Raw genomic sequence first — 17898 nt, 5'->3', positions numbered from 1 at the left:
AACCGGCTGCTCATCTCATTTTATTATCAATTTGAATGCGCTAGCAGCTACTGCGTCTACCATCTTGACTTAGGGGCAGAATATATCTACTTCATGCCTTCATATCTTACATCAACTAGCTGCAACTTCCAATTTTTGTACCCTTTCGAATTATTCTCTTGCACTTCATTATTGAATGTATGGTAAGAATACTCTACAGGTACTTCCCGAATTGCTATTTGCGTATTACCTTGCCGTCCTGCACATACAGCACAGATATAGCTCCTAGAATCATTAATATACCGGCTAAAACAAGCGCATAAATAGCTTGCCCGCCAAAGAAATGCTTTACTATCATCCCGCCAAAAAAGCCATTTACTATCTGTGGAAACGTGATAAAGAAATTAAAGATACCCATATAAACACCCATTTTTCGTGCAGGGATGGACCCGGATAAGATGGCATACGGCATTGCCAGGATACTTCCCCAGGCTAACCCGATTGCAATCATTGAGAAGATGAGCATAGTAGGATCTGTAATGAAAAAAATAGAAAGCAATCCTGCACCTCCTGCCGAAAGTGAAAAGGCATGTGCAATTTTCCGGCTTGTCGCCCGTGAAATTGCAGGGAGCACCAGAGCATACAAAGCCGAAACTCCGTTGTAAATACCAAACAAAATTCCTACCCAATTAGCCGCATCATTGTATGTTACAGAAGAAGTATCGCTGGAAGGCACGTGATAAATATGCTGCGCAACTGCAGGCACAGTAAACACCCACATCGAAAACAAGGCGAACCAGGAAAAGAACTGCACCAAACCCAACTGACGCATGGTAACCGGCATAGAAGAAAAATCGGTGAAAATAGATAAGATACCTTTCGATTTTTCATTTGTTGGCTCTTCAGGATGAAACTGGCTTCGTTCTTCGGGAGAATATTCTTTGGTAGTTACCACTGTCCACACCAGGGTTGCAACCAATACGAGTGCTCCCACATAAAAGGAGTAAATCACATTATCGGGCACTTCGCCGGGATCAGCGGTTTTAGCTACACCCAAATATTCCGAAAAAATATAAGGAAGCCAGGAGCCTAAAACTGCACCTATCCCGATTAAAAAGGTTTGAGTAGAAAAACCAAGACTGCGTTGACTATCCGGAAGATTATCTGCAACTAAAGCCCTGAAAGGTTCCATTGCCACATTAAAAGAGGCGTCCATAATCATCAGCATTCCGGCTCCCACTAAGATTGGTGGAAATAAATAAGCTAATACAGACGCATTCGGCATAAATATCAGAGCAAGGGCTGCAAGTAAAGCGCCGGTTAAAAAATAAGGCCTTCTTCGACCCAGTCTTGTCCAGGTACGGTCGCTGTAATGGCCGATAATAGGCTGAACGATCATACCGGTAATAGGAGCTGCCAGCCAGAAAAGCGATAAATGTTCTACATCTGCACCAAAGGTTTGAAGTATCCGCGAAGCGTTACTGTTTTGCAAAGCAAACCCAAACTGGATACCCAAAAAGCCAAAGCTCATGTTCCATATCTGCCAGAAGCTAAGCTTAGGCTTTTCTAAAATTGTGTTCATGTCAGGTTTATAATTTTTAATTCAATTCGTTAAAACTGTAAGATCAAGGCTCCGGCAGGCATTACTTTTACAGGAATTCCTTCGTCGATATCTTGAACCTTTATTTCCTGGCCGCTGAGCAGATCTTTCAAGTTTAGTATTTGCTTATTCTGAATTAACAAGGTTTTCTTTAACTCATCGGGTAAAGTCAATCTCATTTCCAATTCCTTTTCTCTTTCAAAATTTACCAGGATGAGCAAGCGTTGATTTTGTGTATACCGGATATACGCATACATACGATTTGTCATGCCCGGAAGTTGTTCCAATGGAATAAATTCTCCTTTGCGAATAGCTTCACTACCGGCAGTTACTGTCAGTAAGGTTTTATAAAAATTACGCAGTTTTTTTTGGTCCGGAGATAATCTTCCTCCATCAAACTGTCCTTCATTCATCCATTTCTGATGTTCAGGAACACCCCAGTAATCAAAGATGCTGGTGCGGCTGTCATCGCCACCAAACCCTTCCGTGCCCTTTCCAGGCTCTCCTGTTTCTTGTCCAAAATAGATCATAACAGGCCCACTGCCTAAGGTCGAAGATACTACCATACCCGGAACTGCCAGCCAGGGATTTTGAGCAAATTCTTCAGAGGCAATTCTTTCTTCGTCGTGATTTTCCAGGAAACGAAGCATACGGGAAGAATAATTCTTGCTTTCCTCTTTCCATACCTTTGTAATATCCTTTATATCGGCATTCTCTTCATTTTTAATAAGCTTTTTAATTCCGTCGTATAAACCCACTTTATCATACAAAAAATCAAATTTCCCTTTTGTATAATACGTTTCGTATTCTTGAGGATTGTATGCTTCTCCAATAAATATAATAGCAGGGTTTACTTTTTTCACTTCCGGGATAACCCAGCTCCAAAATTCAACGGGAACCATTTCTACCATATCGCACCGAAAGCCGTCCACTTTTTTCTTCGCCCAGAAAAGCAGGATATCTTTCATTTTCAGCCACACAGGAGGAACCGGTTCAAAATAAGTTTTATTGTTATCCTTGTAATCTATCCCGTAATTCAGCTTTACAGTTTCGTACCAATCGTTTAAAGACGGAGTTGCAGAAAAAACATTATTTCCCGTTGCTTTTGCAGGAACTTCATGGAATTTCCCGTCTTTTAAGGGACTGTAAAAGTCCTCTCCTCCTGCGTTTGTTCCTTCAGGCACTACAAACTCTTCCCCCGGAATGTAGTAAAAATCATTTCGAGGGTCGAACGCTTTGGTTTTATCGTCCTGCTCACCAAAATCCTGTACGTTTGCCGGTTTTGAATCCCAATGGTATGTTCGTGCAACATGATTCGGGACAAAATCCATGATTACTTTTAACCCGTTTTTGTGTGTACGCTGCAACAGCCTTTCAAACTCAGCCATCCTGTTTTTAACATCAACTGCCAGATCAGGATCGACATCGTAATAATCTTTAACTGCATAAGGCGAACCGGCCCTGCCTTTTACAATATCCGGATCATCAACCTTTATTCCAAACCTGGAATAATCAGTCATGGTTGCATGTTCAATTACGCCCGTGTACCATACATGAGATATGCCAAGCTCTTTTAATTCTGTTAAAGCTTTATCAGTAACATCGTTAAACTTTCCGCAACCGTTTTCTTTAATTGAGCCATAAAACTTATTTGTGCTGTTCTTATTACCGAAAAGCCTCACCATCATCTGGTAAATAATAAGCTTATTATCTTTTATAATTTCCTTTTCAGGATTAGTTTTAGATACCATTCTATTATTGTAGGACTGGGCAAACGATGAATAGTTTACCATGAAAATCAGGACAAAAAGTGTTCTGCTTATCTTCATTTCTTTAAACTTTTAGCCCGGATTCTGCAAAAACTTCCGCGTTCCCTTTCAGTGTATAAAGTGTTTGGAATATTTTTACCGTAATCTCCGTTGAAGATCTGTTACTTAAACAGGCGCCTTCTTTGCTGATTTTTACAGTAAGAAGAGCGTTGCGAAAACGGATGTTAAAGGAAAACGTCTTCCACCTGCCCGGCAAAAAAGGGTTAAAACATAAAACCCCATTGCGAACTCTCATTCCCGCAAAGCCTTCTACCACACTCATCCAGGTACCGGCCATAGAAGTGATATGAAGGCCATCTTCTGTATCGTTGTTATAATCGTCTAAATCGAGCCGGGCAGTACGTAAATAAAAATCATAAGCTCGTTGCTCATCTCCCAGTTTAGCGGCTAAAATGGCATGAACACAGGGTGAAAGAGAACTTTCGTGAACCGTACGAGGCTCGTAAAAATCAAAATTCCGGCGAATGGTTTCTTCATCATACCGATCTTCCAGAAAATAAAGCCCCTGCAACACGTCGGCCTGCTTGATATAGCAGGAACGCAGAATACGATCCCAGCTCCACTTCTGATTTAACGGCCGTTCTTTCAGGTCCAGGTCTTTCACCAGAATCTGCTCTTTATCCAGGTAGCCATCCTGTTGCAGAAAAATTCCCAGGTTCTTATCTTCCGGGTAGTACATATTTTCGATGATATGCTGCGAGTTTGCAGTCTCTTCCCGTTCATTAAAATTAAGCTTTAACAGCAATGAATTGTATTTATCCTGAGATGTCTGCTTTACGTATTCCAGTGCTTCCAGGGCGTATTGCAAACTCCAGCAAGCAATTCTGTTTGTGTACCAGTTGTTATTTACATTATTTTCATATTCGTTGGGCCCTGTTACCCCCAATATTACATATTGATTTTTTTCCTTGCTCCAGTTTACACGCTGGCTCCAGAAACGGGCAATACCAACCAGAACTTCCAGCCCGTAATCTGCAAGGTAATCCTGATTGCCGGTATACCGGATATAATTATATATTGCAAAAGCGATAGCTCCGTTCCGATGGATCTCTTCAAACGTTATCTCCCATTCGTTATGGCATTCTTCACCATTAATGGTAACCATCGGATAAAGCGCCGCTCCATTCTTAAAGCCAAGTTTCTGTGCATTCTCTATTGCTTTCTGCAACTGTTTGTAGCGGTAGATCAACAGGTTTTTAGTCACTTCAGGCGAAGCCGTGGCAAGATAAAAAGGCACACAGTAGGCTTCAGTATCCCAGTACGTTGAACCGCCATATTTTTCCCCGGTAAATCCTTTTGGACCAATGTTCAGCCTGGAATCTTCGCCGGTATAGGTTTGATTTAACTGAAAAATATTGAAGCGAATAGCTTGCTGCGCTGCCGGATCTCCTTCAATTGCAATGTCACTTTCGATCCATTTTTCTGCCCAGGTCGTAGCCTGCTCCTGTTTCATTTTATCAAATCCTTTATCAGCCAGTTTATGAATCTGGTTTTTACAGTTGGATAAAAGTGTTTCTTTCGGGTAGTTTTCTGAGGAAAGATTCGCTGCAAACTTGTAGACTGTTAGTTCCTGTCCCGCTTTCAAAGGAACAGAAAACGTACTTCCAACAAATTTGTCACGACTTATTTCTTTTGAACCTACAGCTATTTGCCCTCCGTTTAAGGATACCGAGTATAACATTCCGCTGCACACCTCAAACTCCGTTTTCTTTGTACGAAGAGTGAGGTAAGCCTCCCGATTATTTACTTCCCGGTACACCCCATCCCAAAACTTTTCATCATAATTGGAGTCCTGATTTTTTACGTCACCATCAATATAAGCGGTAATGGTAACCGCATCATCGAAATTTAAAGAGGTAACTGCATATTTTATAGCTCCCGCTTCATCATCAACAATGCTGCAAAAACGGACTGCGTTTACTTTAATCTGCTTACCACTCGGTAATTCTGCTATAAAAGATCGCTCTAAATAGCCTTCTTTCATGTTCAGAACTCGTTTAAATCCCGAAACCTTGCAATGATTCAGGTCGAGTTTCTCTTCACCTATTTTTACATCTATTCCAATCCAGTTTGCCGCATTTAAAACCTTGGCAAAATATTCAGGATAGCCATTTTTCCACCAGCCAACACGGGTTTTATCCGGATAATAAACGCCCGCAATATAATTTCCCTGCAAGCTTTCGCCAGAGTAGCTTTCTTCAAAATTTGCCCGCTGGCCCATGCGGCCATTTCCCAAGCTGAAAATACTTTCGGAGATTTTGTTCTGATGCGGATCAAAACCCTCTTCAATAATATTCCACTCGTCAACTTTAATATAATTTTTCATAGCACCTCGCCACCAAACTTGCCTTAACTGCTTGTTATCCGTTAAGACTGTTTCCGCAATAATTTATATATTTTGTAATTTATCTATAGTCATTTCAAACAGCCCGCCTACAACCAGGTCGGCATTTTTTAGCACTTCCGGCGAGCCTATCCCCACTACCCGCATTCTTGCTGCTTTTCCGGCTTCAACGCCTGCAATAGCATCTTCAAAAACCACACAGTATTCCGGATCAACTTGTAATGCTGTTGAACCGGCAAGAAATACTTCCGGATCGGGTTTTGACGCCGAAACCGTATTGCCATCGACAATGGCATCAAAAAATGATATAAGGCCTGTTTTCTGAAGAATAATAGCCGAATTTTTACTTGCAGACCCCAAAGCTGTTTTTACTCCTGCTTTCTTAACCTCCTGCAAAAACTCCTTTGCTCCCGGCAATATTTCGGCAGGACTCATCTCGTTGATCATTTCAACATACCAGTTATTTTTTACCGCTGCCAGCTGTTCTATTTCATCTTTGGATTTCTGAACACCGCCCCATCCCAATATCAGTTCAAGCGACCTTATCCGGTTTACACCTTTTAACTGCTCATTCTCTTCTTCAGTAAAATCAAAGCCCAATTCGTTTGCAAGCTTTCTCCATGATTTGTAGTGATAAACCGCGGTATCTACGAGTACCCCATCCAGATCGAAAAGACAGGCCTTAACAGGACGTTTAATTCCAACTGCGGCGTTCTCCGCTTTATTTTCAATTATTTCAGTCATTCCTTATTTTTGAAGTTCGAACACCAATGCTGTTTTAGCCGGAATACTGACTGTTTCAACTGAATTAAGCTTTTCTCCTGATAAAACATTTAGCGCTTTATTATATCCGGAAAGGCGTTCTTCAAAACGGGAGGTTTTTACGTTCTCCTCTTTATCATTGGTATTCACTATTACCATAACTGTTTTGACATTGTTATACCTGAAATAAACATATATGCCATTTTCCGGCACATACTGCATTAGTTTTCCGGTTTGCAAAACTTCGTTATCCTTACGATAATTTGCCAGCGTCCTGAAGTAATTAAAAGCTTCATTCTCTTTTTCTGTACGTCCTGCTTCCGTAAATTTGTTTACTTTATCACCAGGCCATCCGCCTTTAAAATCTTCTCGGACCAATCCATCCGGATTAGAAAAGTTCTTCATCAGGATTTCTGTTCCATAATAAACCTGTGGAATACCACGGGTGGTAAAAAGAATTGCAAGACCCATTTTATACTTCCCGAAATCTTCCCCGATCATGGAATAAAAGCGGCTCATATCGTGATTATCGAAGAATACAACATTCCTTGAAGCGTCTTCATAAACCAGATCCTGGGAAAGAACCGTATACAAGCGGTTAACTCCTTCAGTCCAGCCGAACTTTCCGTTTAAAACTTCATAAATAGCATCCTTTACCTGCACGTCGGTTACTCCGGGCAAATGCGTATCTATAGGTTGGCCAATCTTTTTTCCACCTGTAAAATAAGCCTGGCTTACTACACTGTTCACCAAGGTTTCTCCAAAAATACTCAGGGAAGGAAATTCTGCTTTCATAGCCTGGGCCCAGGCACCCATATAAGAAAGGTTATTGTAGGGATAGGTATCTAACCTGAATCCATCAATACCAGCATATTCTACCCACCAGATGTGATTTTGATTGAGATATGTTTGAACGTACGGATTTTCCTGATTCAAATCTGGCATGGTTCTTACAAACCAGCCATCAATCATTCTTTTCTTGTCAACCTGAGAAGCATACGGATCCATTGCTGTTTGATCCTTATAGGTTGTTTGAGTAAAAGTTGGCCACTGATGAACCCAGTCTTTCATTGGCATATCTTTCATCATCCAGTGTTCGCTGCCGATATGGTTATGTACCACATCTTTTATAACCTTTAAACCCATAGAATGACATTTTTCCACATAGGATTTATAAAGTTCATTGGTGCCAAAACGCGGATCAATCTTATAATGATCTGTTACAGCATACCCGTGATAGGAGGCCTTTGGCTGATCGTTCTCAATTTCAGGTGTAAACCAGATAGTTGTTATTCCTAAATCTTTAAGATAATTAAGATGATCCATTACCCCCTTAATATCACCGCCGTGACGGTAATACATTGAATCACGGACAAGTGTGTGTTCTCTCATCCCTTTTATTACATCATTACTTTTATCGCCGTTAGCAAAACGATCTGGCATGAGCAGGTAGATCAGATCTTTACTGGTTACCCCCTGAGTCCTGTTAGAAGAATAATCTCTTTTATTTAAAGTGTATGAATATTTTAATGGCTTTGTACCCTGCTTCGCAAATTCTATTGGAAACGTTCCCGGTTTGGCTGTAGCCGCAATCTCCAGATCAAGAAATAAATAGTTCGGGCTTTCTACCTTATTTACCTTTTTTAAAGTAACTCCGGGATAGTTCAGTGCTACATTCCTGTCTGCTATTTTATTCCCGTGAACCAATAACTGCAACTTGTTATTTTTCATACCAACCCACCAGAAAGCTGGTTCTATACGTTCCAAAGCAGGAACCTGAGCGACTGTGGTAAAGCACACAAACAGGCAAACAGAAGTAAAAAACAGTTTAAATTTCATCCAAATTGTTATTAGTGTATAATTTTATATTTCAATTAAAAAGCAGTGATAATCAGATAATTTTCAAAAAGCTAACCCGGCACGAAGCCGGATTAGACTAAAACCAAATAAACCACCACTGAATATTTTATATACTATATGCATTGTAAGCAGTTGCTCTATCCCTATCATCAATATTTTTTAACACTTTATTCCAGGACAAGTTACTGCGAATACAATCGGGAACGTTCCCGAAACAAAAGTTAAAAGTAAAATTTTTTGTGGATTTTCAAAAGATTATATCTTTAAATTCAAGAAGAATTAATCAGAACGTTTTTACGAAAAGAGGACCTGAGGCATTAAAATGTACCTCGATTTACTGCCGTTATATAGAGTGAGAAACAACTCTTACAAGTTGTAGAATTACTATCTATTGGATAATCGAGCTTACGAGTCCTGCTTTGAAAATGCGTGTAGAGTCTCGTTCTATAAGTTCGGATTTGAGGATTAAATGCTCTTTTTCTGCAAATTCTTCTTTAGAAACTAAACTTTTAAACAGAAGTTTAGCTGCCTTGGTTCCCATTTCGTATGCGGGCTGTGTAATTGTACTTAAGGATGGATTTAATAATGGAGCTATCTCCAGACTCGAAAAACTTATTATTTTAATACCTTCCGGAATGGTGATACCACTGTCGTGACAAACATAATAGGTAGCAATTGCCAAACGTTCTACAGAGGCAAAAACACCGTCGGGCTTTAGCGTTTTAAACGCTTTAGATAAAATTTTATAGTTCTTTTTATAATCGTTGCTGCAATCAATAATCAGTTCTTCCAGAACGGGCAGGTTATATTTATTTAATGCGTCTGTATATCCCTGCATGCGCATTTTACCTATCGAAAGGCTTTTATTTACTACCAGATATGCCACCTTCTTACAACCCGCCTGTATTAGATGTTCTGTTGCGGAAAAACTGCTTTCGTAGTCGTTCGTAGTAACTTTTGATGCTTCAATATCCTCATAAACACGGTCGAAAAAGACCAGAGGAATTTTTTTACTTTTTAGCCGGTTAAGATACCGATGGTCGTTTGCTTCGCCCGACACAGACATGATGATGCCATCCACCCGGCCATTATGAAGATCATTAATAAAAGAAACCTCCCGCTCATAATCATCTTCAGTAAGATAGATTAATACATGATATCCTTTTTCACGTGCAACACGTTCTATTCCATTTATTGCCTGCGAGAAGAAGTTATTTGCTAACTCGGGAACAATTACAGCAATGGTTTTACTTTTCTGTTCACGTAAATTGCTGGCATAATGATTAGGCTGATAATTTAACTCTTTAGCTACAGCTAAAATCCGTTCTTTGGTTTCTTTATTTATATCGCTGTTGCCACGAAAAGCTCTTGAAACAGTAGAAGTAGAAAGATTAAGTTCCTTTGCTAATTGCTTTATATTAATGTTACTCATTTAGATTCCGAAGTATAAACAAGAGTACTTTTTGCGGCATATTTTTTGGTAAATATAGCAGAAAAGCATTATTTGTAATTTATTTAACACCAGAAAAACATTGTATCCATTCACTGCTTTTTCTTTATGGCTTGAGAAGTACAAGCCTGTACAAAATGAGGAAAAAAATGGCACTAGCAGAAGAACTGATTACGTATACAAACTCAAACAAAATTTGCTGCAGAACAGGATTCGACAGCGAAAACAGCTGGATTTATGCTAATTGGACTGGTTTTATCAGAGAAGAAGATATAAGAAACTGGTCGGTTCAATTTCTTGACCTGCTGCGCCAAACCAAAACGCAAAAATTGCTTAATAACAACTTAGAGGTGCGCAGTACCTGGCGAAAAGCAAATACATGGATAGTTGAAGAGCTTATTCCCGTAGCTATAAGCGAAGGGCTTAAAGCGCTTGCCCATATCATTCCTACTGATCCGTTTGCGGCAGATTCTGCAAGTGACCTGGAGCGAAAAATAAATTATCCCGGATTTACAATGATGCTGTTTAACAACTCTGAGCAGGCAAAAAACTGGCTTCAGTCTTTCTAAGACTCCAATTTTCCATCTTTTGTACACAATCAAATCGCTTGCTTAATTTAAGCTCAACTCAAACATTTACTCCCCTTTTTAATTTAATTAGTTAGCAAATACTCTACTTTACATTGAAAAAATACGGGTTATTAAGTTTAAAGATTCTTCTCTGGATTATCGGTAGCGTTATATTCCTGGTGTTGCTGGTTTTTGTATTGATCGAAGTTCCGGCGGTTCAAAATTTTGCCCGCAAAAAGGCAGTTACTTACCTGCAAAACAAAATAGGCACTAAGGTCGAAATAAATCACATCAGCCTTGACCTTCCTAAAATGGTTGTTCTTGAAGATGTTTATTTTGAAGATCAGAAACGCGATACACTTTTAGCCGGCGATACTTTAAAGGTAGATATCAGCATGATGAAGCTTCTTAATAATGAAGTTGAAATAAATGAAATTGATTTAAGGGGAATAACTGCAAATATTCAACGGACTTTGCCCGACAGTGCTTTCAATTTTGATTATATTATTAAGGCCTTTGTAAGCGAACAAAAAAAACCCGAACAGCCACAGGATACTACATCCTCCATGAAGTTTTCTGTAGAAAAAATTAACCTTGACCGTATACGTACCAGATTTAAAGATGCAGTAACTGCTAACGATGTAGCGGTATATCTGGGCCATTTTGACACACGGATAAAAGATTTCGACCTGGATAAAATGAAGTTTGGTATTCCAAAAATCACCTTATCCGGTTTAAATGCGACCATTATTCAGAGTAAGCCCGCTGCAACTCCGGAACCGCTGGCAAAAGATGAAGCTGAAAGTAACGAACCAATAAACATGGCGCTTCAACTTGGCACCATTGACCTGAAAAAAATAAAAGTAGATTATCAGAATGCGGTATCGGCAATGAAAGCAAAAGTGAATCTGGGCAGTGTGGAAGTAGAATCAGACAAACTTGATTTGAAAGGCCAGAACATTGCCTTGAAAACATTGAACCTGAATAATTCTGATATACAATTCAGCCTTGGCAAGAAGGAAGAAGCAAAAGTGGTAGCAAAAGAAGCAGGCAAAGAAGTACAAACACAGGCAAACAGCTGGAAACTTTCTCTCGCCAATCTAAATCTGGCTGATAACAATATCCAGTTTGACAATTACAACCTGCCCGTACAAAAGCGGGGGCTTGATTTTGCGCATCTGAATATAAAAGACTTTACGTTAGATGCAGAAGATTTTATTTATGCAATTGATACCATTGCAGGCAAAATAAACAATGGCAGCTTCACAGAAAAAAGCGGGTTCAATCTGACAAAGTTCACCACCAATTTCTTTTATGGGAAACATGAGGCTTACCTGAACGACCTGGATATTCAAACACCAGTTACCCGTCTTCAAAACCAGATCCGGGTTTCATACCCTTCCATAGAAAGCCTCAGCTCAAACTTAGGCGCTCTAAGCATTGATGCTAACCTGGACAACAGCAGGCTCGGCTTTCATGATATTTTAGCACTTGTACCAACGCTCGCTTCTACAGATCCTTTCAGAAAAAATCCAAACGCAATTTTAAATATTAATGGCGAAGTAAAGGGACAGCTCAAAAATTTAACCATTCCTTATCTTCAGATTTCAGGGTTAGGGAACACCAAAGTGGATGCTTCCGCTCGTATTACCGGACTTCCGGATGTAAATAAAAGCATCTTTGATATCAGGATCAATAACTTCAGCACTACACGTACGGATATTGCGGGATTTATCCCTGCCGGAACTCTTCCTGCAAATATCCGGCTGCCAGAAACATTTAATTTAAAAGGAACCTTTGCCGGTGCCATTGCCGACTTCAATACCAACCTTGATCTTAATTCAAGTTATGGAAGCGCAAAAGCCATTGCTTCCTTTAATAGCGAAATAAAAGGCAGGGAAACATACAAGGCAAATGTTAAAATATTCAATTTCAATGCAGGCAGGTTAATCGCACAGGAAAAAACTATCGGCAGGATAACCTTGGCTGCCAACGTTGTAGGTACCGGTACTAACCCTAAAAACCTTACTGCAGATCTGTCGGCGAAAGTCATAAAGGCTGTATATAATGGTTATACCTACCGTAATCTGAATGTGAAAGCAACATCTAAAAACAGAGCAATAACAGCTAAGGCTAACATGAATGACCCGAACCTGGACTTCGATCTAAGTGCAAGGGCAAGCATGAATAAAAAATATCCTTCTGTAGCGCTAACACTGAATCTGGATAGTGTAAATCTGCAAAACCTGCATTTCACCAAAGACGATATGCGTTTTCACGGCAAGGTAGTGGCGGATGTTCCAACGGCAGATCCTGATTATTTAAATGGTAAAATTCAACTTACAAATCTGCTGTATGCGAAAGGCCCCGACCGGTATCAGTTAGATACGGTCAGTGTAGTTTCTACCGCCAGCGCCGATAGCAGCAGCTTACATTTAAAGTCTGAAGCACTTTCTGCCAATATCGCCGGAGATTATAAATTGAGCGAGATCGGAACAGCATTTGAGTCGTTAATAAACCGGTATTTTTCAGTTAATCCGGCTTCCAATACTACAAAGTATTCACCTCAGCAATTCACCTTTAATGCTCAGTTTGTAAACGCACCTATCGTTTCTAAGCTTGTTCCTGACTTAAAAGAAATGGCAAATGTTAACCTGGGTGGTAACTTTGACAGCAGGAATGGAACTTTTAAATTAGATGCCACTGCGCCTAAGGTAAACTATGCGGGTAATATCCTCAGTAATCTGCGGTTGAATATCAATACAGCAGAAGAAAAATTAAGCTATTCGTTAAAACTGGACCAGATAAGCAGCAGCCAGCTACAATTAATTAATACCAGTATTGGCGGAGACGTTCAAAACGATGTTTTAACTACCGATGTACAGGTTCGTGATAAAAACAATAAACAGCATTACCGGATAGCCGGATCTTTAAAATCCATACCTGACGCCTTTGTTTTCAGCCTGCAGCCGGACGGGCTGATATTAAACTACCAGCCATGGACAGTAAGTACTGATAATGCCATTCAGTTTGGAAAGAAAGGAATTGATGCACGGAACTTTGTCATATCAATGGGGAATCAGCAATTGAAGATCAATACCAATCCGCCGGGAGCAAACAATCCGCTTGCAGTAGACTTCAGTAATTTCAAAATAGAAACCCTTACACAAATTGCAAAAAAAGATTCCTTGCTGCTGGGTGGAACAATAAACGGAAATGTATTAGTTCGCAATCTTCAAACTACACCTGTTTTTACTTCCGATCTAACAATTGGTGATTTTAATTTCCGGGGAGACACGGTAGGAAACATTGCGTTAAAAGTTAACAACGAACGTGAAAATACTTTTGCCGCAAAAGTTGATATTACAGGTAACGGGAATCAGGTTGGTTTAGACGGCTATTATTTCACACAAAACTCCAGCTTTGACCTTGACTTAAACATAGGGAAACTGAATTTAAAAAGCATACAGGGGTTTACCATGGGAAGCCTGACGCAAGCCAGCGGAAGCCTGAACGGAAAGCTTGATATTACCGGCACTGCCGATGCCCCTAAAATACGCGGAGATATCAATTTTGATAATACGGCCTTTAATATCTCCATGTTCAATTCATATTATAAGGTTAATGACAAGATCAGCTTTACCGATGATGGGATTGAATTTAACGATTTTACAATTACAGATTCCGCAAACAACACATTAGATGTTGATGGCACCGTATTTACTAAAACTTACACCGACTACCGCTTTGGACTCACCGTTTCTGCTGATAATTTCCAGGTTTTAAACTCAACGGCAAAAAATAACGAATTATATTACGGCCAGCTTTTCATCAATACACGTTTGAATATAGGAGGCGATATGGCGCAGCCTTCTGTAGATGGCAGTTTAAAAATAAACCCTAAAACTAAACTTACAGTTGTATTGCCTCAAACAAATCCGGCCATCGAAGAGCGAAAAGGCATTGTTGAATTTGTAGACAAAGACAATCCGAATTTAGCCAAAACGCTCACCTCAAAGGTAGATTCTTCAGAAAATCAATCGGAGATTACGGGTATGGATGTAGCTGTAAATATCACGATTGATAAAGAAGCCGAATTCAACTTAATTGTAGATGCAGCCAACGGAGATTTCTTAAAATTACGTGGTGAAGCCGAGCTTAGCGGAGGAATCGACCCCAGCGGAAAAACAAGCCTTACAGGAACTTACGAAATGGAAGAAGGAGCTTACGAGTTGTCTTTCAATTTCCTCAGAAGGCGGTTTGATATTAAGCCGGGCAGTACCATTACCTGGAATGGCGATGTGATGGATGCCAATTTAGATGTAACGGCTATTTATGTAGCTGAAACTGCTCCGCTTGATCTGGTACAGGCACAGTTAGGAGATGCCGCTCCTGCCGCCTTAAACATTTACAAGCAAAAGCTTCCTTTTGAAGTTCATTTAAATATGAAAGGCGAACTGATGAAGCCTGCCATTACTTTCGATATCGTTCTTCCTGAAAAAAATTACAACGTTTCTTCTGATGTTACCAATAATGTTGAAACACGTTTAACGCAACTGAAAACCGAACCTTCTGAATTAAATAAACAAGTGTTCGCACTGCTTCTTTTAAATCGTTTTGTATCCGACAATCCGTTTAAGAGCAGCGCCGGAGGAGGCGGAGTTGAATCGCTGGCAAGACAAAGTGTAAGTAAGATTTTATCTCAGCAATTGAATAACCTTGCCGGTGACCTTATCGGAGGGGTTGAATTAAATTTCGACCTTGAATCATCAGAAGATTACACTACCGGAGAGCTAAAAAACCGTACCGATTTAAATGTTGGCCTGTCTAAACGTTTACTTAACGACCGCCTTCAGGTTACTGTTGGAAGCAATTTTGAACTGGAAGGACCACAACAGCCTAACCGTAATACCAGCAATATTGCAGGAAACGTGGAAATAGAATACCAGCTTTCAAAAGATGGCCGTTATTTACTGCGGGCATACCAGAAAAACGAGTATCAGGTAGCTTTACAGGGACAGGTTATAGAAACAGGTGTGGGATTTGTAATAACAATGGACTACAACAAGTTCAAACAAATATTTGCTAAAGCGAAAACTGAAGAAGAAAAAAAACGCAGGCGTGAAGAACGAAAAGCCAGAAGAAAAGCGAATGAAAATGGGTAAAAAAAATATACTATACTTTTTAATTTTTCTGGCATTTGGTTATGCCTCCTGTAATATTACAAAAAGGGTACCCAAAGGTGATTTACTTTATATCGGCGGAAAAGTTAAGATTGAAGATAAAGACATTAAACACAAGGAAGCAAAATCGCTTGAGGCTGACCTTACAAGCCTGCTGCGCCCAAAACCTAATTCTACAATTTTAGGATTACGTCCAAAACTATGGCTTTATAACATATCAGGAAATTCAAATAAAGGTTTAGGGAAACTTCTTAAAAAATTCGCAGAGCCTCCGGTTCTGTTTAGTACTGTTAAGGTGGATTTTAACCGCGATCTGGTTGCAAACAGGCTCGAAAACCGCGGCTACTTTCGTTCTGCAGTTACTGCTGACACCGTAATACGACGCCGCAAAGCAAAACTGATCTACCATGCCCAGGCCGGCCCTCAATACCTGATAAATGCAGTAAATTTCAGTGTTGACAGCTCCGACCTCGGCCGGTCAATTCAATCAGTAGCCGGAGAAACATTTTTAAAACCGGGAGATGGCTACAACCTCGATATTATTAAGGCTGAACGCGAACGTATTGATAGCAGATTAAAGGAAAAAGGCTTTTACTTCTTTAACCCTGATAATATTTTAGTGCAGGTTGACAGCACAGATGAAGAGCATAAAGTAAATTTATATGTAACTATTAAAGAATCCACCCCACAAAAATCCAAAGACGTTTACAGGATAAATGATATTTATATCTTCCCGAACTTTCGCCCCCGCGATACTGCGCAAAACATGCAGGAAAAAATCGAACGATATCAGGATTTTAAAATTATTGATCCCAGAAATACTTTTAAACCTAAAGTCTTTGGACGTACCATGTTCTTCAACAAAGGAGATGTTTATAATCGTACCGACCACAACCTGTCATTAAACCGCCTGGTAACACTTGGAACTTTTCGCTTTGTTAAAAACCAGTTTGAAGAAGTAGAAAGCCTGGACAGTCCACGCTTAGATGCTTATTATTATCTTACTCCGTATCCTAAAAAATCCCTTCGTGCAGAAATTACAGGAAGAACAAATTCCGCAAATTTTACAGGCTCCGAAATTACGTTGAGCTGGAAGAACAGAAATGCTTTTAAAGGTGCAGAACTTGTAACTGTTTCTGCTTATGGAGGAACTGACGTGCAGGTTTCCGGAGTTAACAAAGGGAACAATATATACCGCCTGGGTGGCGAAATCAATTTTAACATTCCCCGATTTGTAGGATTCAATTTTAAATCATCCAGCGCATACCTTCCACGTACTAAATTCACGCTGGGGTACGATTTGCTGCGCCGTGTTAATAGTTACACTCTAAATTCTTTTCGTACATCTGCGGGATACAACTGGAAACAAAACAGCCAGAGAGAGCATCAGTTGGATATCATTGCAGTAAACTACGTTCAGCCTTCTAATGTTTCTGAGGAATATAAAACAAAAGCATTATCTGATCCTATTTACAGAAATGCAATTCAAAGACAATTCACTATTGGTTCTATTTACAATTTCAATTACACAAATACCAACGAAACTTATAAAACAAACACATGGTATTTTAACGGAAATCTTGACTTATCAGGAAATCTGTTAGGCCTATTAACCGGAGCTGATATTATAAACGGAAAACAGAAAAAACTTTTTGGTGCACCGTTTGCCCAATATATCCGGTTAGAAACAGATTTAAGATACTACCGGAAATTAGGAAGCAATTCACGATGGGCAAACCGGATATTGGTTGGATACGGTTATACTTACGGAAATGGAAATGGTGCAGGAGGTTTAAAAGGAATTGATCCGATCAGCACACCACTCTCTCTGCCCTACGTTAAACAGTTTTTTATTGGCGGAACAAATAGTATCCGGGCTTTCCGGGCCAGAACATTAGGGCCGGGAACAAATCCACCTGAAAACGTGGGAACACGTAGCCTGTCAGCAGACCAGTCGGGAGATATTAAATTAGAACTGAATACAGAGTATCGCCCCAAATTGTTCAGTATCGTTGAGGGAGCTTTATTTATAGATGCAGGAAATATCTGGCTTTTACACGACGATCCTGACAGGCCGGGGGCAGCAATTTCAAAGGACTTTCTAAAAGAACTTGCCGTTGGCACCGGTGCAGGCCTCCGCTTCGATTTGTCATTTTTGGTATTACGAACCGATCTGTCATTTCCCTTAAGGAAACCCTGGCTGCCGCAAGGGCAACGTTGGGTTTTAGACGATATTGATTTTGGAAGCAAAAGCTGGAGGAAAGAAAACCTGGTGTTCAACCTGGCAATAGGGTATCCGTTTTAAAGTAAAAATCTGCTTCT

Annotated in this window: 9 protein-coding genes; 3 read left to right on the top strand and 6 right to left on the bottom strand. The window is 40.0% G+C overall.

Going from position 1 to position 17898, the window contains the following annotated elements; all coding sequences use genetic code 11:
• Positions 1 to 214: 214 nt before the first annotated feature.
• The 6 genes from ACLCDL_RS07915 to ACLCDL_RS07890 form a co-directional block, all read right to left on the bottom strand.
• Positions 215 to 1561 (bottom strand): MFS transporter, encoded by a 1347-nt coding sequence (locus tag ACLCDL_RS07915; protein ID WP_423147743.1) that lies wholly within the window; start codon positions 1559 to 1561, stop codon positions 215 to 217.
• Between the two features lie 29 nt (positions 1562 to 1590).
• Positions 1591 to 3408: an alpha-amylase family protein gene (locus ACLCDL_RS07910; protein WP_423147742.1), complete on the bottom strand. Its 1818-nt coding sequence runs from the start codon at positions 3406 to 3408 to the stop codon at positions 1591 to 1593.
• A gap of 4 nt (positions 3409 to 3412) precedes the next feature.
• Positions 3413 to 5734, bottom strand: a complete 2322-nt coding sequence (locus ACLCDL_RS07905; RefSeq protein WP_423147741.1) for a glycoside hydrolase family 65 protein — start codon at positions 5732 to 5734, stop codon at positions 3413 to 3415.
• 63 nt (positions 5735 to 5797) lie between these two features.
• On the bottom strand, positions 5798 to 6496 hold the full coding sequence (pgmB, locus tag ACLCDL_RS07900; RefSeq protein ID WP_423147740.1) for a beta-phosphoglucomutase: 699 nt from the start codon (positions 6494 to 6496) through the stop codon (positions 5798 to 5800).
• A 3-nt stretch (positions 6497 to 6499) separates the two neighbouring features.
• The gene (locus tag ACLCDL_RS07895; protein WP_423147739.1) at positions 6500 to 8353 is read right to left on the bottom strand and encodes a glycoside hydrolase family 13 protein; all 1854 of its coding nucleotides are present in this window, start codon (positions 8351 to 8353) and stop codon (positions 6500 to 6502) included.
• A 409-nt stretch (positions 8354 to 8762) separates the two neighbouring features.
• Positions 8763 to 9806: a LacI family DNA-binding transcriptional regulator gene (locus ACLCDL_RS07890; RefSeq protein ID WP_423147738.1), complete on the bottom strand. Its 1044-nt coding sequence runs from the start codon at positions 9804 to 9806 to the stop codon at positions 8763 to 8765.
• Positions 9807 to 9973: 167 nt separating this feature from the next.
• Between ACLCDL_RS07890 and ACLCDL_RS07885 the strand changes: the two genes are divergently transcribed.
• The 3 genes from ACLCDL_RS07885 (at position 9974) to tamL (ending at position 17881) form a co-directional block, all read left to right on the top strand.
• Positions 9974 to 10393 carry a hypothetical protein gene (locus ACLCDL_RS07885; protein ID WP_423147737.1) on the top strand — a complete coding sequence of 140 codons (420 nt, stop codon included), beginning with the start codon at positions 9974 to 9976 and terminating at the stop codon, positions 10391 to 10393.
• Positions 10394 to 10506: 113 nt separating this feature from the next.
• The gene (locus tag ACLCDL_RS07880; protein ID WP_423147736.1) at positions 10507 to 15558 is read left to right on the top strand and encodes a translocation/assembly module TamB domain-containing protein; all 5052 of its coding nucleotides are present in this window, start codon (positions 10507 to 10509) and stop codon (positions 15556 to 15558) included.
• On the top strand, positions 15515 to 17881 hold the full coding sequence (tamL, locus tag ACLCDL_RS07875; RefSeq protein WP_423147735.1) for a translocation and assembly module lipoprotein TamL: 2367 nt from the start codon (positions 15515 to 15517) through the stop codon (positions 17879 to 17881). The genes ACLCDL_RS07880 and tamL overlap by 44 nt, the downstream gene beginning before the upstream one ends.
• The last annotated feature ends 17 nt before the right edge of the window (positions 17882 to 17898 follow it).

The organism is Rubrilithobacter danxiaensis, assembly GCF_047272945.1.
GTDB lineage: Bacteria > Bacteroidota > Bacteroidia > Sphingobacteriales > Sphingobacteriaceae > Rubrolithibacter > Rubrolithibacter danxiaensis.
Note: the sequence above shows the minus strand (reverse complement) of the source record. Positions and strands in the feature narration are given on the sequence as shown.